This window comes from Clostridioides sp. GD02367 (assembly GCF_045900275.1).
GTDB lineage: Bacteria > Bacillota > Clostridia > Peptostreptococcales > Peptostreptococcaceae > Clostridioides > Clostridioides difficile_A.
Map to the genome: position 1 here is coordinate 218,392 of NZ_JBJODK010000006.1, position 17,525 is coordinate 235,916.

15 protein-coding genes are annotated in these 17,525 nt (G+C 28.0%); 12 read left to right on the plus strand and 3 right to left on the minus strand.

Annotated features, from left to right (window positions below; translation table 11 throughout):
* Positions 1 to 197 precede the first annotated feature (197 nt).
* From Q3223_RS10610 to Q3223_RS10645, 8 genes are all read left to right on the plus strand, one after another.
* Positions 198 to 905: a response regulator transcription factor gene (locus Q3223_RS10610; RefSeq protein ID WP_054271128.1), complete on the plus strand. Its 708-nt coding sequence runs from the start codon at positions 198 to 200 to the stop codon at positions 903 to 905.
* The gene (locus Q3223_RS10615) at positions 899 to 2,209 is read left to right on the plus strand and encodes a HAMP domain-containing sensor histidine kinase (protein ID WP_054271127.1); all 1,311 of its coding nucleotides are present in this window, start codon (positions 899 to 901) and stop codon (positions 2,207 to 2,209) included. Before Q3223_RS10610 ends, Q3223_RS10615 begins: the two co-directional genes overlap by 7 nt.
* Positions 2,210 to 2,324: 115 nt before the next feature.
* Entirely contained in the window at positions 2,325 to 3,008 is a 684-nt protein-coding gene (locus tag Q3223_RS10620; protein ID WP_054271126.1) for an ABC transporter ATP-binding protein, read from the plus strand.
* Positions 3,001 to 5,388: an ABC transporter permease gene (locus tag Q3223_RS10625; protein WP_407811948.1), complete on the plus strand. Its 2,388-nt coding sequence runs from the start codon at positions 3,001 to 3,003 to the stop codon at positions 5,386 to 5,388. Before Q3223_RS10620 ends, Q3223_RS10625 begins: the two co-directional genes overlap by 8 nt.
* 269 nt (positions 5,389 to 5,657) lie before the next feature.
* Positions 5,658 to 6,800: a pyridoxal-phosphate-dependent aminotransferase family protein gene (locus Q3223_RS10630; protein WP_407811949.1), complete on the plus strand. Its 1,143-nt coding sequence runs from the start codon at positions 5,658 to 5,660 to the stop codon at positions 6,798 to 6,800.
* A 23-nt stretch (positions 6,801 to 6,823) separates the two neighbouring features.
* Positions 6,824 to 7,348 (plus strand): ECF transporter S component, encoded by a 525-nt coding sequence (locus Q3223_RS10635; protein ID WP_407811950.1) that lies wholly within the window; start codon positions 6,824 to 6,826, stop codon positions 7,346 to 7,348.
* A gap of 103 nt (positions 7,349 to 7,451) precedes the next feature.
* Positions 7,452 to 8,270 (plus strand): helix-turn-helix domain-containing protein, encoded by an 819-nt coding sequence (locus tag Q3223_RS10640; RefSeq protein WP_054277228.1) that lies wholly within the window; start codon positions 7,452 to 7,454, stop codon positions 8,268 to 8,270.
* Between the two features lie 78 nt (positions 8,271 to 8,348).
* On the plus strand, positions 8,349 to 8,660 hold the full coding sequence (locus tag Q3223_RS10645; RefSeq protein WP_219673232.1) for an antibiotic biosynthesis monooxygenase: 312 nt from the start codon (positions 8,349 to 8,351) through the stop codon (positions 8,658 to 8,660).
* A 99-nt stretch (positions 8,661 to 8,759) separates the two neighbouring features.
* Here the strand turns inward: Q3223_RS10645 and Q3223_RS10650 are convergent, their stop codons facing one another.
* Both Q3223_RS10650 and recX read right to left on the minus strand, forming a co-directional pair.
* Positions 8,760 to 10,763 (minus strand): alpha-amylase family glycosyl hydrolase, encoded by a 2,004-nt coding sequence (locus tag Q3223_RS10650; protein ID WP_223152806.1) that lies wholly within the window; start codon positions 10,761 to 10,763, stop codon positions 8,760 to 8,762.
* A gap of 152 nt (positions 10,764 to 10,915) precedes the next feature.
* On the minus strand, positions 10,916 to 11,554 hold the full coding sequence (gene recX / locus Q3223_RS10655; protein ID WP_167639594.1) for a recombination regulator RecX: 639 nt from the start codon (positions 11,552 to 11,554) through the stop codon (positions 10,916 to 10,918).
* A 275-nt stretch (positions 11,555 to 11,829) separates the two neighbouring features.
* Here recX and nadD point away from each other — a divergent pair, with 275 nt between their 5' ends.
* The 4 genes from nadD to leuS all read left to right on the plus strand — a co-directional run bounded on the left by nadD (position 11,830) and on the right by leuS (position 16,329).
* On the plus strand, positions 11,830 to 12,519 hold the full coding sequence (nadD, locus tag Q3223_RS10660; protein WP_054271118.1) for a nicotinate-nucleotide adenylyltransferase: 690 nt from the start codon (positions 11,830 to 11,832) through the stop codon (positions 12,517 to 12,519).
* The gene (gene yqeK, locus Q3223_RS10665) at positions 12,520 to 13,092 is read left to right on the plus strand and encodes a bis(5'-nucleosyl)-tetraphosphatase (symmetrical) YqeK (RefSeq protein ID WP_054271117.1); all 573 of its coding nucleotides are present in this window, start codon (positions 12,520 to 12,522) and stop codon (positions 13,090 to 13,092) included. It begins immediately after the preceding gene.
* Positions 13,093 to 13,207: 115 nt separating this feature from the next.
* Entirely contained in the window at positions 13,208 to 13,558 is a 351-nt protein-coding gene (gene rsfS / locus Q3223_RS10670; RefSeq protein WP_054271116.1) for a ribosome silencing factor, read from the plus strand.
* Positions 13,559 to 13,908: 350 nt separating this feature from the next.
* Complete coding sequence (leuS, locus tag Q3223_RS10675; protein ID WP_054277224.1) at positions 13,909 to 16,329, plus strand: leucine--tRNA ligase; 2,421 nt, start codon at positions 13,909 to 13,911, stop codon at positions 16,327 to 16,329.
* Positions 16,330 to 16,415: 86 nt separating this feature from the next.
* On the opposite strand, the gene Q3223_RS10680 is transcribed toward leuS, so the two are convergent.
* Positions 16,416 to 17,411, minus strand: coding sequence for an asparaginase (locus Q3223_RS10680; RefSeq protein WP_054271114.1), 996 nt, complete (start codon positions 17,409 to 17,411; stop codon positions 16,416 to 16,418).
* Positions 17,412 to 17,525: the final 114 nt, after the last annotated feature.

Genomic DNA, 17,525 nt, shown 5'->3' on the forward strand with positions numbered 1-17,525 from the left:
AATCTTAGACACTAATAAAAGTGCAAAGGTAATTAGTTGTATAAATACTAATTACCTTTGTTTTTTTGTGTTTAAGTATATTTATATCTAAGTGAAATCCAATTAATAATCTATAAATATTTATAAATTAATAAATAAAATGATTTTACTAGTATGATATAATTTAGCTAGTATGTATGATAATGGAGGATAGAAGGATGAATAATATATTACTTTTGGAAGATGATAAATCTTTAAATAGGGGAATCAGTTTTAAACTAAAAAAAGAAGGATACAATGTTTTTAATGCATTTAGCATAGAAGAAGCAAAAAATATTTTCGTAAAAGAAGAGATAAATTTAATTATTTCTGATATAGGTCTTCCTGATGGAAGTGGTTTTGATTTTTGCGAGGAGATTAGAAATAAAAGTGATGTTTACATAATAATGCTAACAGCCCTTGATGAAGAAGTAGATATTGTCACAGGATATGATTTAGGTGCAGATGATTATATCACAAAGCCATTTAGTTTGATGGTATTGATATCCAAAGTGAATGCACTTATGAAAAGGGTAAATACAGTAAAAAATTATACTTTATTAGTTTGTGATGATTTATTTTTTTATTATATAGAAAATAAGTTGATTATAAAAACAGATAATAAAGAAGAAGAGATAATTTTGAGTAAAACAGAAACTAAACTCTTAAGATATCTTATGGAAAATTCAATGCAGACGTTGACGAAAGAACAACTATTAGAATCTCTATGGGACAATAGTGGAAATTTTGTAGATGATAATACTATTGCAGTAAATATAAGAAGACTTAGACAGAAAGTAGAAAAAAATCCATCTGAACCTAAGTATATAAAGACAGTAAGAGGGGTTGGATATATGTGGGGGGAAAGGAGTATAAAAAAATGTTAAAAAATATGAATCTCAAAGATAACTTCAGTATGAGAGATGATTATATAATGAGAAGAGTTATTGGATGTTCTGTTTTATCTGTACTAATAATAACACTTATGTTTATACTCTTTGAATACAATAGATTACATAAATTATATGAATATCAAATAAAAAACACCCAAAGTATTGTAGGGGTATTGATTGATAAATATCCCAATGATGAAATAGATATAGTAAAATCTATTTACAATTCTGACTATAGTAAGGTAGATATTGGAGAAAAAGCATTTAAAAAATTTGGATATGGATTAGAAAATAAAATGTCAAATGATAAAAATTTTGGACTGTACTTAAAATCTTTTTTTAGAGAATCAGTTCTTATTTTTTTAGTAATGTTTATAGTTGTTACAAGCATAATCTATTATTTTATAAGATACATAAATAAAAGATTGAGTAAAATTTACTTTATAGTAGATAAGATGTCACAAGAAAATTATTTGAAAGACACTACTGACCTAGAAGATACTGGTTATCTAGTAGAGTATAATGAGTATTTTAAAGAAGGTACATTTAGCAAAATAAATAACTGTCTATATGAGCTGAATAGAAGCTTAAAGATAAAATTTATTAAATTGGAGAAAGAAAAAGAGAGTGTGAAATCATTAGTAACAGATATCTCTCATCAACTAAAAACTCCTTTAGCATCATTAAAATTGTATAATACATTGCTTATAGAAGAAGAATTAGATGAAGACGAAGCTCAAGAATTTCTATTAACTAACAAAAATTCTATAAATAAATTAGAAAACTTGATAAATTCTTTGGTTAACATATCAAGGCTAGAGATTAGTATGATAAACATAAAAAAAGAAGATAATGATATAAAAAATACCATTTTAAATGCTATAAAAAGTGTAGTGCCTAAAGCTAAGATTAAAAACATAACATTAAATATAAATGAATTCGATAGTAGGATTATACCTCATGATAAAAAATGGACTGAAGAGAGTATTTTCAATGTATTAGATAATGCTGTAAAATATACACAAATAAATGGAGAAATAAACATTTCTGTAGAAGAAACTGTTAATTATTTTAAAATTATAATAGAAGATAATGGTAGTGGAATTAAAAAGAGTGAGTTCAATAACATATTTAAACGTTTTTATAGAGGTATATCTGAGGAAGTTGAATCTATAGAAGGTAGTGGAGTAGGATTGTATCTAAGTAGAAAAATATTAGAAGAACAGGGTGGAAATATTATAGTTTCTTCTAAAGTAGGGGTAGGAAGCAAGTTTTCTCTGTTTCTTACAACTATGTAATATTAAATGAAAGGAAAATGTAAGCCTCTACATTTATTATATAAGTATAAACAGCTCCAGAAATAAAACGTAATAAAAAATGGAGTAATATAACTTAGAATGAGAGGATAATTTTATGAAAATACTATATACTGAAAACTTATCAAAACATTATGGAACAGGAGAGAGCTTAGTAAGAGCTTTAGATAATGTCAACTTAGAAATAAATGAAGGTGAATTTGTTGCAATAATAGGAAAATCAGGTTCTGGAAAAAGCACTCTTTTACATATGATTGGAGGTCTTGATATACCTACATCTGGGAATGTATATATAGATAATAAAAACATATTTACATTAAAAGAAGAAGAACTTGCTGTATTCAGAAGAAGAAAAATAGGATTTATATTTCAAAGTTATAACTTGATACCATCTCTTAATGTGTGGGAAAATGTAGTGTTACCAATTGGTCTAGATAGTAGAGAAGTAGATGAACAATTTATAAAAGAGCTTTTAAAATCATTGGGACTTGAAAATAAACACGATGTTTTGCCAAATACATTATCAGGTGGTCAACAACAAAGGGTGGCAATAGCAAGGGCATTAGCTACAAGACCAGCTATAATACTTGCAGATGAACCAACTGGAAACCTAGATTCTAAAACATCTGATGAAGTTATGAGTATTCTAAAGTCTATGTCTAAGAAATACAGTCAAACTTTAGTTATGATAACTCATGATGATAGTATAGCTCAAATGGCTGATAGAGTTATATTTATAGAAGATGGTAGGGTATCAAAGGTTGGTGATAAAAATGATTAATACTACTAAAATAGCAAAAAGTAATCTAAAGCAAAATAAATCAAAAAGTATTCTAATAATAATTACTATAATACTTTCAACTTTAATGCTTTCATCTATTGGAATTTATATTGTTGATGCAGGAACCTATCAGAAAGAAAATACTATAAAGTATTCAGGTAATTATCAAGGTATATTAGCTAATGCGGATGAAAAACAAGCTAATATATTGAGTAATCATGCAGATGTAGAGTTAACTGGTAAAATGAATGGAGTAGGTTTTGAGAAGTTAGAAGATGATTCAAATATTTCTCTAGCATACATGAATGAAGATGCTTTAAAATTAAATAATTTTGAGTTTGTCAAAGGGAAGTTACCAACAAAAGAAAATGAAATTGTGTTAGATAGAGGAGCTTTAAAAGCACTTGGTTATAGTAACAAAAACTTAGGTGAAAAGATAAAAATATCTTATAATGATTATAAAAGCGATAAAAGAATTGAAAAAGAATTCATTATAACTGGAATTTTAAAAACTAGTGAAATATCTGAAGCAGGTAAATTTTATTCAGCTATTATATCAGAAACATATATGAAAAATACTAGAGATATGTCACAAGAAGATTTTAATATATATGTGAAATTAAATGATAAAAGTAATTTATCGATAGAACAAGCAAAATCAAAATTAAATAAGGTTGCTAATGATATAGGATTGGATACTATTAATGTAGCTGTAAATGAAAATTATATAAATGCTTTAAAACCTGATATGGAAACAATTATGGGTGGAGTATTTGTAGGACTAGTAATTGTATTGTCTAGTATTTTAGTAATATACAATATATTCTACATTTCAATAGTTACGAAGGTTCAAGAATTTGGAAAGCTTAGAGCAATTGGTGCGACTAAAAAACAAGTAAAAAATATAGTATTTAAGGAAGGTTTTATCTTAGCAGGGATAGCAATACCAATAGGAACAATCTTAGGATATGCACTTTCAAATATTATAATAAAATCAGTTATGGATATAGATATAAAATCATCACAATTACCAGTTATATTATTGGTTATAATAATAAGCTTTATGTCTGTTGTGTTATCACTTTTAAAGCCAATGAAAGTAGCATCAAAAGTATCTATAGTTGATGCAGTAAGATATACTGGAAATAAAATAAGTAATAAAAATAAGAGAAAAGGTTATAAAAATATAAATTTAAAGAGATTATCACAAGCTAATTTAGAAAGAAATAAAAAACGTACTTACATGACATTGGTATCTCTTATATTGAGTGGAACTATATTTATAACAGTATCAACTGCCTTAGAAAGTTTTGATGCTGAAAAGATGGCAAGAGCAAATTTTCCTTATGATATAGAGGTTAGACTTGCTGGTTATGAAATGGATAGTGATAAAAATCCTAAAAATAATTTGAATATTTTGCAAATGAATAATCCTTTAAGTAAAGACTTTTTAAATCAAATAAAAGATATAGAGGGAATTAAAAAGATAGAGTCTGCAAGAAGTGTAAAGGTTGGAATGGATGATTATGATGTTGAATTTAAACATGACCTTTTACAGAGTGTAGATGAAAATGATGTCAAAGCATTAAATAATAATTTAGTAGATGGAAAAATAAATTTTGAAAGACTGCAAACAGGAGATGAAATAGTAATTACTCATGTTGATACAGCAAAAGAAATGGGAGTAAAGGCAGGAGATAAAATAAAATTAACTCTATATGATGGAGATAAAATAATAAAAAAAGAATTTAAAGTTCAAGCAATAGCTATGGGGTCTCCAAGCTTTGGCATTGGAAAAGATTTTATAGATAGAACTTTGAAACATGATTCAACAAGTAGTTTAGGAATATATACAGAAGAAGGAAAGTATCAAGAAATAAAAGATAGTATAAAGAAAATCGCTAAATCTAATGGTTTTTTAGAGACAGATTTTTTAGATAGTAGAGTAGAATCAAATAAGGCTGTTATTTCATTTATAAAGATAATGGGATACACTTTAACAGGTATAATAGGTGTGATTGGATTTATGAATCTTGTAAATACAATGATAACTAGTATAGTTACTAGAAAGAAAGAACTTGGTATGCTTCAAGCTATTGGTCTTACTAATAAACAATTAGTAAAAATGCTTAACTCAGAAGCTATATATTATACTTCTAGAATGATGATAGGAAGTATTTTATCTGGAGGAATATTAGGATACATTGCTGTTATATTTCTAAAAAAGACTGGATTATCTTATGCAACATATGCTTTACCAATAGTACCAATCATATTGATGGCTGTATGTATTCTTATAGCTCAATTTATAACAACATATTTAATAGGAAAAAGTTTCAATAAAGAATCACTTATTGATAGAGTAAGATATAGTGAATAAAATATGGATATTTAATGGGTAGTTTTTAAGTAATAAAAAGAAGAATATAAAAAGTTAAGTAAATAGATTAAAATATATAGATACAGAGTAGATATTCTAAAATGATATTTGCTCTGTATTTTATTGTGCAATTATTTGTATGTCTAATAGAGGAGATTGTTTATAGGGGAAATGTATTGGTACAATTTTAAAAAAACATAAAATTGTACCATATAAAATGAAAATTTTGTATAATAATCGTATAGAAAATAAAAAGGAGCTGAATATATATGAACAATAAAATTAATTATGCACCAGGACCAACAGAAACTAGGGAAAATGTAAGATTAGCAAGAGCAGAGAAGACAACAAACCCAGATATAGATGTTGATTTTGTTGAATTTTATAAAAAGACATGTGAAAAGTTTGGTAATATAGTTGGTACAAAAAATGATGTTTACATATTGAGTGGAGAAGGTATATTAGGGCTTGAAGCTGCCTGTGCATCACTTACAGAAAAGGGAGACAGAGTCCTTGTAATTGATAATGGGATATATGGAGAAGGTTTTAAAGATTTTGTAACAATGTATGGTGGAGAGTATGTGCTTTTTTCAAGTAAATATACTAAAAGTATAGATGTTGATGAATTAAAGGCATTTTTAGATAAAGATAGTAACTTTAAGTATGCAACAGTTGTACACTGTGATACTCCAACTGGTGTACTAAACGATGTAAGTAAAATATGCCCATTACTTAAGGCATATGGAATATTAACTGTAGTTGATTCTGTAGCAGGTATGGTTGGAGAGAGATTAAATGTAGATGAATCTAAAATAGACATAATATTAGGTGGTTCGCAAAAATCTATCTCTGCACCAGCAGGTCTTACTATAGTTGGGATAAGTAAAGATGCAAAAAATTGTATAAAGAATAGAAAAACGAATGTAACAGGTTTTTATTGCAATTTAAATATATGGGAAGGTTATTATGAAAAAAAATACTTTCCTTATACAATGCCAATAAGCGACATAATAGGTCTTGATAAAGCTCTTGATAATATATTAGAAGAGGGAATAGAAAAAGTATTAGATAGACATGAAAAAATAGCTTATAGTGTCAGAAAATCTATTGAGGAATATGGTCTAGAATTATTTTTAGAAGAAGGGTATTCTAATACAGTCACAGCTATAAAAATTCCTGAAAGTATAGGAGCTTTAAAACTTACCAAATACATGCTTAAAAATTATAATACACTTGTTGCAACATCATTAAATCAGTACATGGACACTATTTTAAGAATAGGTCATATGGGAGAAAATGCTAATCTAAATAAAATAGAACACATACTAAATATTTTGGATAAAAGTTTAAATACATTAGGATTTAAAGGAAATGGAAGTTTATTAGATTTATTTAATAAGTATTATTTTTAATAGTTAGACAAGGGGGATGAAGCATGGAAATTATAGCTAAACAAAAATTTACGACGAAAGACATGGTAGAAACTTCACTATTAATAGCTTTAGTGTTTATTGCAACCAAATTTATAAATATAAGATTGCCAATATCTATAAATGGTGGGCTTGTTCATTTAGGAACAACAATGTTATTCATATCAGCGATAGTATTTGGAAGTAAGAAAGGTGCTTTATCAGGTGCTATTGGTATGTCACTTTTTGATTTAATATCTGGATGGACTCTATGGGCTCCATTTACTTTTATAGTTAGAGGTATCATGGGTTATTTACTTGGAAAGATTGTATGGGCAAATGGCAAGAATGGAAACAATTTTTTAATAAATGTAATAGGAATAGTTGTTTCATCAATTTGGATGTTGTTTGGATATTATGTAACAGAGGTTATACTTTATGGAAATTTTGTAGTACCTCTTACATCAATACCAGGTAATTTAATGCAAGTATTAATAGGTCTTATAATAGCACTTCCTATTTCTAAAATATTGAAAAAATGTATGAAATGATAATAAAGTAGACTAAAATTTTCTGATAGCATAAATTATATTGTATAATATTAAGGTGAAGTACATAATAATAAAAATATTTTAGGATAGGGGCTAACTCAATATGTTATCAGTTACAAGATATTCAGTTAGAAGTGCTCGTTTAAAGCCATGGGTAAAGTTTATTTGGTATCTTAAGACAGATGAAAATATATTGTTAAACAATAAGTTATTACCCACAGATAGTATAGATATTATTCTTAATCTTTCTGATATTATAAAATATAAAATTGGAAACCAAAACTATACAACTAGTAATATACATTTTAATGGAATAAGAGACAAGTATGGATTTATCATTCAACGTGGAAATATACGTGTTATGGGAATCTCTTTTTATCCATTTGGTCTTTATCCATTTTTAAAGGTACCAATTTCAGAATTTAATGGTCAAATTGTCAATCTAGAACAAGTATCAGATATATTTGCAAAAAAGTTGGAAGACTCTTTAAATAAAACATCATCAGTAGAAAAGTATGTTTTATATTTAGAAGAAGTGTTGTTATCTATACTAGAAGAAGGTTTGATTGAAAATAAATCTGTAAAAATTTTGGATTCATTTATATATGACAATAGGTATAGTAATATAAAATCTTTTTGTGATGATATGAATATAAATATTAAAACTTTGGAAAGAATCTGCTTAAAATATACAGGATATACACCTAAAATTTTAAAGAGAATATGTAGATTTAAAATGGCAAGTAATCAGCTTATTCGCACCTATAAAAATAATGAACTTTTTGATTTTATCTATGAAAATGAGTACTATGACCAAGCACACTTTATAAAAGAATTTAAAGAATTTTCAGGGACATCACCAATTAAATTTATTAGTGAGAATAAGACTATTAAAGAAAATATAAGGTATAGTTACTTGTAATTACACTGTCGATTTTTTACAATACCTCTAATTTAGTTTTTGATATGATATAAGAAAAATAAATTGGAGGTTTTGTATATGAAAATTATTACAGAGATAGTGGAGTTTAGTGTGGAAGAAAACTTGTCAAAAGGGGAGTTTATAGAGATTGTAAATGATTTAGAAATGAAATTTCATTCTATACAACCTGGTTTTATTGATACTGAGCTTTTACATGATGAAAAAAGCCAAAAATGGATTATGATACAACATTGGGATTCTATGGAAGACCTTAAGAATTCTTCTAGCAAAATGTTTAAGGAGTCTTCAACTGAGAAATTTAGAAAAGCTTTAAAAAGTCAAACTGTTAAAATGAACATAATACCACAAATTAAAAGCTGGAAATTATAGTTTTAAATCTAAAAAGTAATTAAACCACAAAAAAATAAATTAGCCAAATAACATTTTGTATTAAAATTGTTATTTGGCTTTTAGTATCTATTTTAATATTTAAATATTGTTATCTAAAAGAACTATTGCTGTACGAGAGGCAATAGGTAGTTTTGAAGATGGTGGGGCTGAGCTAAAATAGACATTATAGTCTAGTAAGTTTTCTTTTTTTGTGTTTCCTCCAAATTCTATCATATCAGTGCTTAGTACTGTCTTGTAGTTTGTATTTTGAAATTTTGAAATATCAACTGACTGTATTAGATTAGGGTGGAAATTAAATATAAATAAATATTTGCCTTTACTGTATACTAAAAGTTTTTTATCATTATCCATATGTATAAGTTCGTAGCCATTTTGGATAAAAACATCACTGTATTTTGTAAGTTCAAGCATAGCTTTATCAAAGTTTAATAATTGTTTATATTTTAAAGTATCATTTTCTGAAAGGCTCCATTGCCTTCTAGCATACTTATAACTCCAATTGTTTCCTTCTCGTGGAAAATCAATCCATTCAGGATGTCCAAATTCATTTCCCATAAAATTTAGATATCCTTCACCAGCTAGAGAAAAAGTTATTAATTTGATTAGCTTAATTAGAGAGATAGCTCTATTTATAATATGATTATTTGAGTTTATTTCCATGTTCCAGTACATTTCCCTATCAGCTAGCCAAAAAATAATTGTTTTGTCACCAACTAATGCTTGGTCATGAGATTCACAATAACCTATATTTTTTTCACCAGGGCGTCTAGTTGTAAGTTCATACCACATTTTACCCAAATCCCAATTTTCATCAGATAAGTTAGAAATAGTTTTTATCCAAAAATCTGGGACACCCATTGCAAGTCTATAGTCAAATCCAATTCCACCATCTTTTATAGGTATACACATACCAGGCATTCCACTCATATCTTCTGCAATACTTATTGAGCTAGGTTTAATCTCTTTTATCAATTCATTTGCAAATTGGAGATATGTTATAGCCTCAATATCTGTATTCATACTAAAATATTTTTTATAACTATCAAATGAAACTCCAAGACCATGGTTATGATATAACATTGAGGTTACACCATCAAATCTAAAACCATCAAAATGATACTCATCTAACCAAAATTTTATATTTGAAAGTAAGAAATGGATTACTTCAGGTTTACCATAGTTAAAGAGTTTTGTACCCCAAGCAGGATGATTTCCTTTTGGACCTGAGTGGAAGAATTGATGTTCACTTCCATCAAACTCATTTATTCCCTCTAGAATATTTTTTACAGCATGAGAATGAACTAAATCTAATAAAACAGCAATTCCCATGGAATGAGCAGTATTTATAAGATTTTTTAAGTCTTCAGGAGTACCAAACCTAGAAGAGATTGCATAAAAATTTGAAACTTGATACCCAAAAGATGCGTAATATGGGTGTTCCATAATAGCCATAAGCTGAATAGTGTTATATCCAGATTTTTTTATTTTAGGAAGTATATTTTCAGTAAACTCACTATAAGTCCCAATAGATTCATTTTCAGTAGCCATACCTATATGACATTCATAGATTAGTGGAGAAGTTATGCTTTTTAAGTCAAACTCATTGTCAGTCCAAATAAATGGAGTCTCTGGCTGCCATACTTGTCCATTAAATCCACCAAAATCTTTTTGAATTACTCTTTTTATATATAGTGGTATACGGTCAAATGTTTTTCCATTTGCAATGACTTGTACTTTTACCTCTGACTTATGAGGTAAACTATCTTTGTTGGGAATAAATATTTCCCAATTACCAGAACCAATTTTTTTTAGAGGATGAGATTTTCTATTCCAATTATTAAAGTCACCAATTAATGATAAACTGTCTGCATTTGGAGCCCATTCCCTGTAAAACCATCCATCATTTGTCTGATGAAAGCCATAGTAAAGATGAGCATTTGCAAAAGAACTAAAATCTTTATAATTGGTTAATAGTTTTGCTTTAACATCTTCATAATGTTTCATTCTCTTTTTTATATCAGATTCAAATGGTTGTAGGTATACATCAATATCTAAAATTTTAAATCTTTTTTGACTTTTCATTTTGTTTCTCCTCCATAATAAATATTACATCTAAAAAATAATATTTATCTCATACTATCTTCTCTATATAATTGATATATATTATATAATCCTAATAAAAAGCTTAAGCCACCAATGATTAATTTCATAATTTACCTCCTTAGTATTTACACTTATATATCATATTCATCAAAATTTAAAAGTTTGTTTAAAACTCTTTTAATAATATCATAATCAAAGCCTTTATAGGAAAGATGTTGAGAAATTTTTTGATATATTTTCTTTTTATCTTCCTTCTTTACCCTTTCAAACCTTTTCTTTGCTAGATACATAGCATTTTCAAATTCAGTATCCTTATCCAATTCAGACACAGCTTCATCAATTGTACTTCTATTGATACCTTTATTGTATAGATTTTGCTTAATTCTGTTTTTGCCACATCTATTTAAATTAACATTTGTATTAACTATTTTTTGAGCCAATACACTATCATTTACGAGATTATAATTTTTAAGAAAATCTATAACTCTATCAATTATGTTTTCATCAAATTCTGCTGATAACTTTTCTTTTATTTTTTTTTCGGACTGGTCAGCATGAGATAAAATATTTAGTGCTTTATTTTTAGCTTTTATATACATTTCATCATCCAAAATAGGTTTTAACTCCTCTTCATTTATTTCATTCCCTTTTTTTAAGTTGAATGTATAAACAAGTTCTTTAAATATAGCAATAAAAAATTTATCATCTACATAAATATTAACTCTATCATCATTTCTTTTTTGTTGTTCTATCTTAGTAATTATACCCATAAATCCTCCCTTTTTGTATGTAATTATATTAACAAAAGCAACTAATAAAATTTAATAAAAAGCTTACATTTATATGTTATATTTTATCAAAATTAAGACAAAATAGTAAAAAGTTATTTTTATTAAAAAGTAAAGTAAAAACATGTTAAATAATTATTTTTTAAAGCATTTTTTATCATATAAATATAATTATATACCAAAAAAAATAAATTATAAGCTTTAAGAAATAAAAAATAATGGTACAATAGTATTATAACATTAAAAGGAGACAAAATATGAAAAGCGAAAATCTAGTTAAGAAGGCGGAGTTGAAAAATACTGAAAAACTAGAGAAATTTAATCGCCATAAAGGCAAAATCAAAATAGGTATATTGGGAGGTACTTTTGACCCTATACATTATGCTCATTTAGCAACAGCAGAATTTATTAGAGACAAGTATGACATTGACAAAATTATCTTTATACCATCAGGAAATCCACCACATAAGTTATGTATCACTACAGACAAGTATGATAGATATAATATGACACTTCTAGCAACTGAAAGCAATGAAGATTTTTTAGTTTCAAAAGTAGAAATCGAAAGAAAAAAAAGGACTTATACAATAGATACATTAAAATACTTGAAGAAAAAATACAAAAATGCAGATATTTATTTTATAACAGGGGCAGATGCTATTTGTAGTGTTGAAGAGTGGAAAGATGTAAAGAAAAACTTTGAGTTAGCTACCTTTATAGCTGCGACTAGACCAGGAATTAGTTTGTTAAGGTCACAAGAGACTATAGAAAAACTAACTAAAAAGTACGATGCTGACATTATAACAGTTTATGTTCCATCACTGGATATATCATCCACATATATAAGGGAACAGCTAAATGAAGGCAAGTCAATACGTTACTTAGTACCCGAAAATGTAGAAAATTATTTATATGAAAATAAACTATATCAATATGGAGATGATTAAATGAACTTAGAGAATATTAACCAGAGACTAAATCAAATGTTACCAGTGGGGAGGCTTAGCCACTCAAAAAATGTTGCAAAATGTGCTGAAAAATTATGTGAGATTTATGAGTGTGACAAAGAAAAAGCTTGTTTAGCAGGAATGATTCATGATTGTGCAAAGTATTTAAGTGATAAAGAAATAGAAGATTATGTAAATAAGTATGAAATATACTTAGACCCAATAGAGGATGGAAATCGCTCTCTATCTCATAGTGTAATTGGGTCATACATATGTCAGTATGAGTTTGGAATAGAAGATGAAGATATTATAAATGCAATCAAATATCATACAACAGGAAGAGAAGATATGTCTCTTTTAGAAAAAATAATTTACATAGCTGATTTAATTGAAGAAGGTAGAAAATTCCCAGTTGTAGATACATTAAGAGAGTTGGCATATGGAGGAAAGCTTGATGAAGCACTTTTAACTTCTTTTAACAATACTTTAATGTTTGTTATTAATAAAAAAGAAGAGATACATCCAAGAACAGTTATGGCAAGAAACTATCTAATTAAACGAAAGTTATTATAAAAAACATACATAAAGGCAAATATATTAATAAATTTAAAATTGACTATGTTACAAAGTCGTATTAATATGTTACAATAACTAAGTGTATTTTAATTAGGAAAGTGAGGAATTTTATATGACAGTGGAACAAATGACAAAAATAGCATATGATGCCATAGAAGATAAACTGGGTCAAGATACAGTTATAATAAATATAGGAAAAGTTTCTAGTTTGTGCGATTACTTTATTATCACTACAGCATCTTCTCAGAGACAGGTAAAAGCTATTGCTGATAATGTAGAAGATGAATTAGCAAAACTAGGACTAGAGCCAAGAGGAAAAGAAGGACAAAGCACTCAAACTTGGGTACTTCTTGATTATGGAGATGTAATGGTTCATGTATTTAATGAGGAAAACAGAGGATTTTATAATTTAGAAAAATTATGGAAAGATGCGCCTTATATAGATATTGACACATTAGCATAAACATGATAATATATGTTATTATAGTTAGAAAATTTCAAAAATTATATTAAATTGAATAGACTAGAGCAGTAAAAGATTATATTTTTTCAGAGAGTTAGTGGAAGGTGAGAACTAATATTATATAACTTTGAACTTACTAGATTGAAATCTATTCTCCATAGCTGGATTAAAAGCTATCTAAGAGAGTCTATATAATGTAGACTAATTAGGGTGGTACCGCGAAGATTTATCCTCGTCCCTAAACGTAAGTTTAGTGATGGGGATTTTTTATTTTCAAGGCATTATTTGGAAATTATAAGTAAATAATATTAAATAAGGTAGTTGAACACAACTAAAATAGGAGGCAAAATATGAGCGTATATAATTTTAAAGAAGTAGAATCGAAATGGCAAAAAATCTGGAAAGACAATAAGCAGTATAAAATGGATACAGCACAAACTGAAAAACCTAATTATTACACATTAGAAATGTTCCCTTATCCATCTGGAAAGATACACATGGGTCATGTTAGAAACTATTCTATAGGTGATGTTGTCGCAAGATTCAAAAAAATGGAAGGGTATAATGTACTTCATCCAATGGGATGGGATTCTTTTGGTTTGCCGGCTGAAAATGCTGCTATAAAACATGGTATACATCCACATAAATGGACAATGGAAAATATAGAAGAAATGAAAGAACAATTAAATTTATTAGGTCTTAGCTATGATTGGGATAAGGAAGTAGCAACTTCAACTCCAGAATACTATAGGTTTACTCAAGAGATATTTTTGAAGTTTTTAGAACATGGGCTTGCATATAAGAAAAAATCTTATGTTAACTGGTGTCCTTCTTGTGAGACTGTTCTTGCAAATGAGCAAGTTGTTCAAGGAGCATGTGAGAGATGTAAAGCAACAGTATTAAAGAAAGATTTGGAGCAATGGTATTTTAAGACTACTGAATTTGCAGAAGAATTACTTAATGATTTAGATACATTAGATGGATGGCCAGAAAAGGTTAAAATAATGCAAAAAAACTGGATAGGTAAGAGTACAGGAGCAGACTTAGTTTTTGATATAGATGGAACTGATAAGTCTATGACAGTGTTTACAACTAGACCAGATACAACTTATGGAGTTACTTATATGGTACTTGCTCCAGAACATGAGTTAGTTAAAGAATTGGTTGCTGGTACTGAATATGAAGCAGAAGTTGAAGCTTTCGTTCAAAAAATGCATACAATGACAGAAATAGAAAGAACAGCTGCTGATGTAGAAAAAGAAGGAATGTTTATAGGTAGATATGTTATAAACCCTTTAAATGGTAAGAAGGTTCCTTTATGGATAGCTAATTATGTATTAGTTGAATATGGAACTGGAGCTATAATGGCAGTTCCTGCACATGATGAAAGAGATAGAGATTTTGCTGAGAAATATAATTTAGATATAATAGATGTAATAACAGAAGATAACAAAATAATAAATTCAGAAGAGTTTAATGGATTAGATGCTTCAGAAGGATTTGAAGGAATAATAGATAAATTAGAAAAAGAAGGTAGAGGAAAGAGAACTATTAACTATAGATTAAGAGACTGGTTAGTTTCAAGACAAAGATACTGGGGTTGTCCTATACCTGTAGTTTATTGTGATGAGTGTGGAATAGTTCCAGTTAAAAAAGAAGATTTACCAGTTCTTTTACCAACAGATGTTGAGTTTACTGGAAAAGGTGAATCTCCACTTACTACTTCAAAGCAATTTATGTCAACAACTTGTCCTCACTGTGGAAAACCAGCTAGAAGAGAAGTTGATACTATGGATACATTTGTAGATTCTTCTTGGTATTTCTTAAGATATGTGGATAGTAATAATGAAAGTGAGCCATTTAGTAAAGAGTTAGTTAATAGATGGCATCCAGTAGACCAATATATAGGTGGAGTGGAACATGCTATAATGCACTTATTATATGCAAGATGGTTTGTAAAAGCATTTAAGAGCATGGGTATGGTAGATTTCGATGAGCCATTTAAAAACTTACTTACTCAAGGAATGGTTCTTATGGATGGTTCTAAAATGAGTAAATCTAAAGGCAATACAGTATCACCTATGGATATAATTGATGAGTATGGAGCAGATACTGCAAGACTTTTCGTATTATTTGCAGCACCACCAGAAAGAGATTTAGACTGGTCAGAGCAAGGTGTTGATGGATGTTTTAGATTCTTAAATAGAGTTTATAGATTGGTTGATGAGTTAGCAGATGTAGTTAAAAAGGATGTAGAGTTTGGAGAATTAAATTCTCAAGATAAAGATATGAGATATACTATACATTCTACACTTAAAAAAGTTACTGCTGATTTAAGTGAAAAATTTGGATTTAATACTGCTATATCAGCTCTTATGGAATTAATAAATGATATGTATAAATATAAAGAATTAGATAATATAAATGAAGCAGTTATAAAAGAAGGTGTACAAACTATAGTAACTATAATAGCACCATTTGCACCTCATTTAGGTGAAGAATTATGGACTATGATAGGTAAAGATGGAAGTGTATTTGATATAGACTGGCCTAAGTATGATGAAAAAGCTTTGGTAAAAGATGAAATAGAAGTTGTTGTACAAGTTAATGGAAAAGTTAGAGGAAAATTAACTGTTAACTCAAATATATCTAAAGAAGAAATGGAAAAAGTAGCTTTAGAAGATGAAAAAATAAAAGGATTAGTTGAAGGTAAAACTATAGTTAAAGTTGTTGCTGTACCTAAGAAGTTAGTCAATGTAGTTGTGAAATAAATTAAAACTATAAGATAAAATAAGACCCCTATTACAAATTAATTAAAAATTGTAATAGGGGTTTATTATTTTAAGATTTATTATAATTAACAGTAGATTCCTTTTTCAAAGAAGTCTTTGATTTCATCAAGATTATCAGTTTTCCCAAGTGCTAATATAAGTTTTATTCTAGCTTTTTGACCTGGAAGGTCTCCACCAAATATACATCCAAGATTTTTTAAATCTCTACCAGAACCATAATAACCATAGCTATCAAACACTCTACCTGAGTGGCATCTAGAAACTATAACAACAGGAAGTCCTTTTTCTCTAGCATATTCAACTCCAGAAAGCATATGAGGAGGAATATTACCTCTACCCATTGCCTCAATAACTATACCTTTATATCCACTATCAACAGCAAATCTTATAAAATCTGCATTCTCTCCTACATATGCTTTAAATAAAGCAACTTTAGATTCTACCTTATCAGTATCTATAATTGTTCTATTTACAATATCTCTTGTAAGAACAAGTTCATTGCAGTCAATTATTCCTAATGGACCACTAGTTAAAGATTTAAATGTATTTAAAGAAAGAGTATTTGTCTTAGTAGCCTCAGAAGCTAATAATACTTCGTTATTTAGGACTACAAGAACACCTTTGCCCATAGCATCTTTAGACACAGCAGTACAAACTGAAGCAGATAAATTACTTGAACCATCATATCCAAGCTCAGAGCTACTTCTCATAGCACCTGTGACTATTACGGGTTTAATGTTATCAATTGTAAGGTCTAGAAAATAAGCTGTTTCTTCTAAACTATCTGTACCATGTGTTATTACAACTCCTGTAATATCTTTTCTTGCTAATAAATCATTTACATAATTTTTTAATTCCATCATTCTATAAGGCGTTATATGAGGTCCTGGAATTTCATCAAAGTTAAAGACCTCCACATCTGCGACTTTATCAATATTGGTAACCATTGATAATATTTGTTCCCCCGATAAAGTTGGTATAGCAGCTCCTACTTTATCATCTACTGTCATAGATATAGTTCCACCAGTAAAAACTATGGCAACTTTTTTCTTAATACTCATACTATTCTCTGCCTTTCATAAATAAAATTTATAATTCCGATAGGATTATATCAAAAAAAGTAGCTAAGGTCTACATAAATTCTTTTATTCATATAATTTAGATATTTCAGTGTA

What these genes read in the sequence shown, in the direction of transcription:
- Q3223_RS10610 (WP_054271128.1), top strand. Translation starts at nt 198, where the DNA reads ATGAATAATATATTACTTTTGGAAGATGATAAATCTTTAAATAGGGGA.
- Q3223_RS10615 (WP_054271127.1), top strand. Translation starts at nt 899, where the DNA reads ATGTTAAAAAATATGAATCTCAAAGATAACTTCAGTATGAGAGATGAT.
- Q3223_RS10640 (WP_054277228.1), top strand. Translation starts at nt 7,452, where the DNA reads ATGTTATCAGTTACAAGATATTCAGTTAGAAGTGCTCGTTTAAAGCCA.
- Q3223_RS10625 (WP_407811948.1), top strand. Translation starts at nt 3,001, where the DNA reads ATGATTAATACTACTAAAATAGCAAAAAGTAATCTAAAGCAAAATAAA.
- yqeK (WP_054271117.1), top strand. Translation starts at nt 12,520, where the DNA reads ATGAACTTAGAGAATATTAACCAGAGACTAAATCAAATGTTACCAGTG.
- rsfS (WP_054271116.1), top strand. Translation starts at nt 13,208, where the DNA reads ATGACAGTGGAACAAATGACAAAAATAGCATATGATGCCATAGAAGAT.
- nadD (WP_054271118.1), top strand. Translation starts at nt 11,830, where the DNA reads ATGAAAAGCGAAAATCTAGTTAAGAAGGCGGAGTTGAAAAATACTGAA.
- Q3223_RS10680 (WP_054271114.1), bottom strand. Translation starts at nt 17,411, where the DNA reads ATGAGTATTAAGAAAAAAGTTGCCATAGTTTTTACTGGTGGAACTATA.
- leuS (WP_054277224.1), top strand. Translation starts at nt 13,909, where the DNA reads ATGAGCGTATATAATTTTAAAGAAGTAGAATCGAAATGGCAAAAAATC.
- Q3223_RS10635 (WP_407811950.1), top strand. Translation starts at nt 6,824, where the DNA reads ATGGAAATTATAGCTAAACAAAAATTTACGACGAAAGACATGGTAGAA.
- Q3223_RS10630 (WP_407811949.1), top strand. Translation starts at nt 5,658, where the DNA reads ATGAACAATAAAATTAATTATGCACCAGGACCAACAGAAACTAGGGAA.
- recX (WP_167639594.1), bottom strand. Translation starts at nt 11,554, where the DNA reads ATGGGTATAATTACTAAGATAGAACAACAAAAAAGAAATGATGATAGA.
- Q3223_RS10645 (WP_219673232.1), top strand. Translation starts at nt 8,349, where the DNA reads ATGAAAATTATTACAGAGATAGTGGAGTTTAGTGTGGAAGAAAACTTG.
- Q3223_RS10650 (WP_223152806.1), bottom strand. Translation starts at nt 10,763, where the DNA reads ATGAAAAGTCAAAAAAGATTTAAAATTTTAGATATTGATGTATACCTA.
- Q3223_RS10620 (WP_054271126.1), top strand. Translation starts at nt 2,325, where the DNA reads ATGAAAATACTATATACTGAAAACTTATCAAAACATTATGGAACAGGA.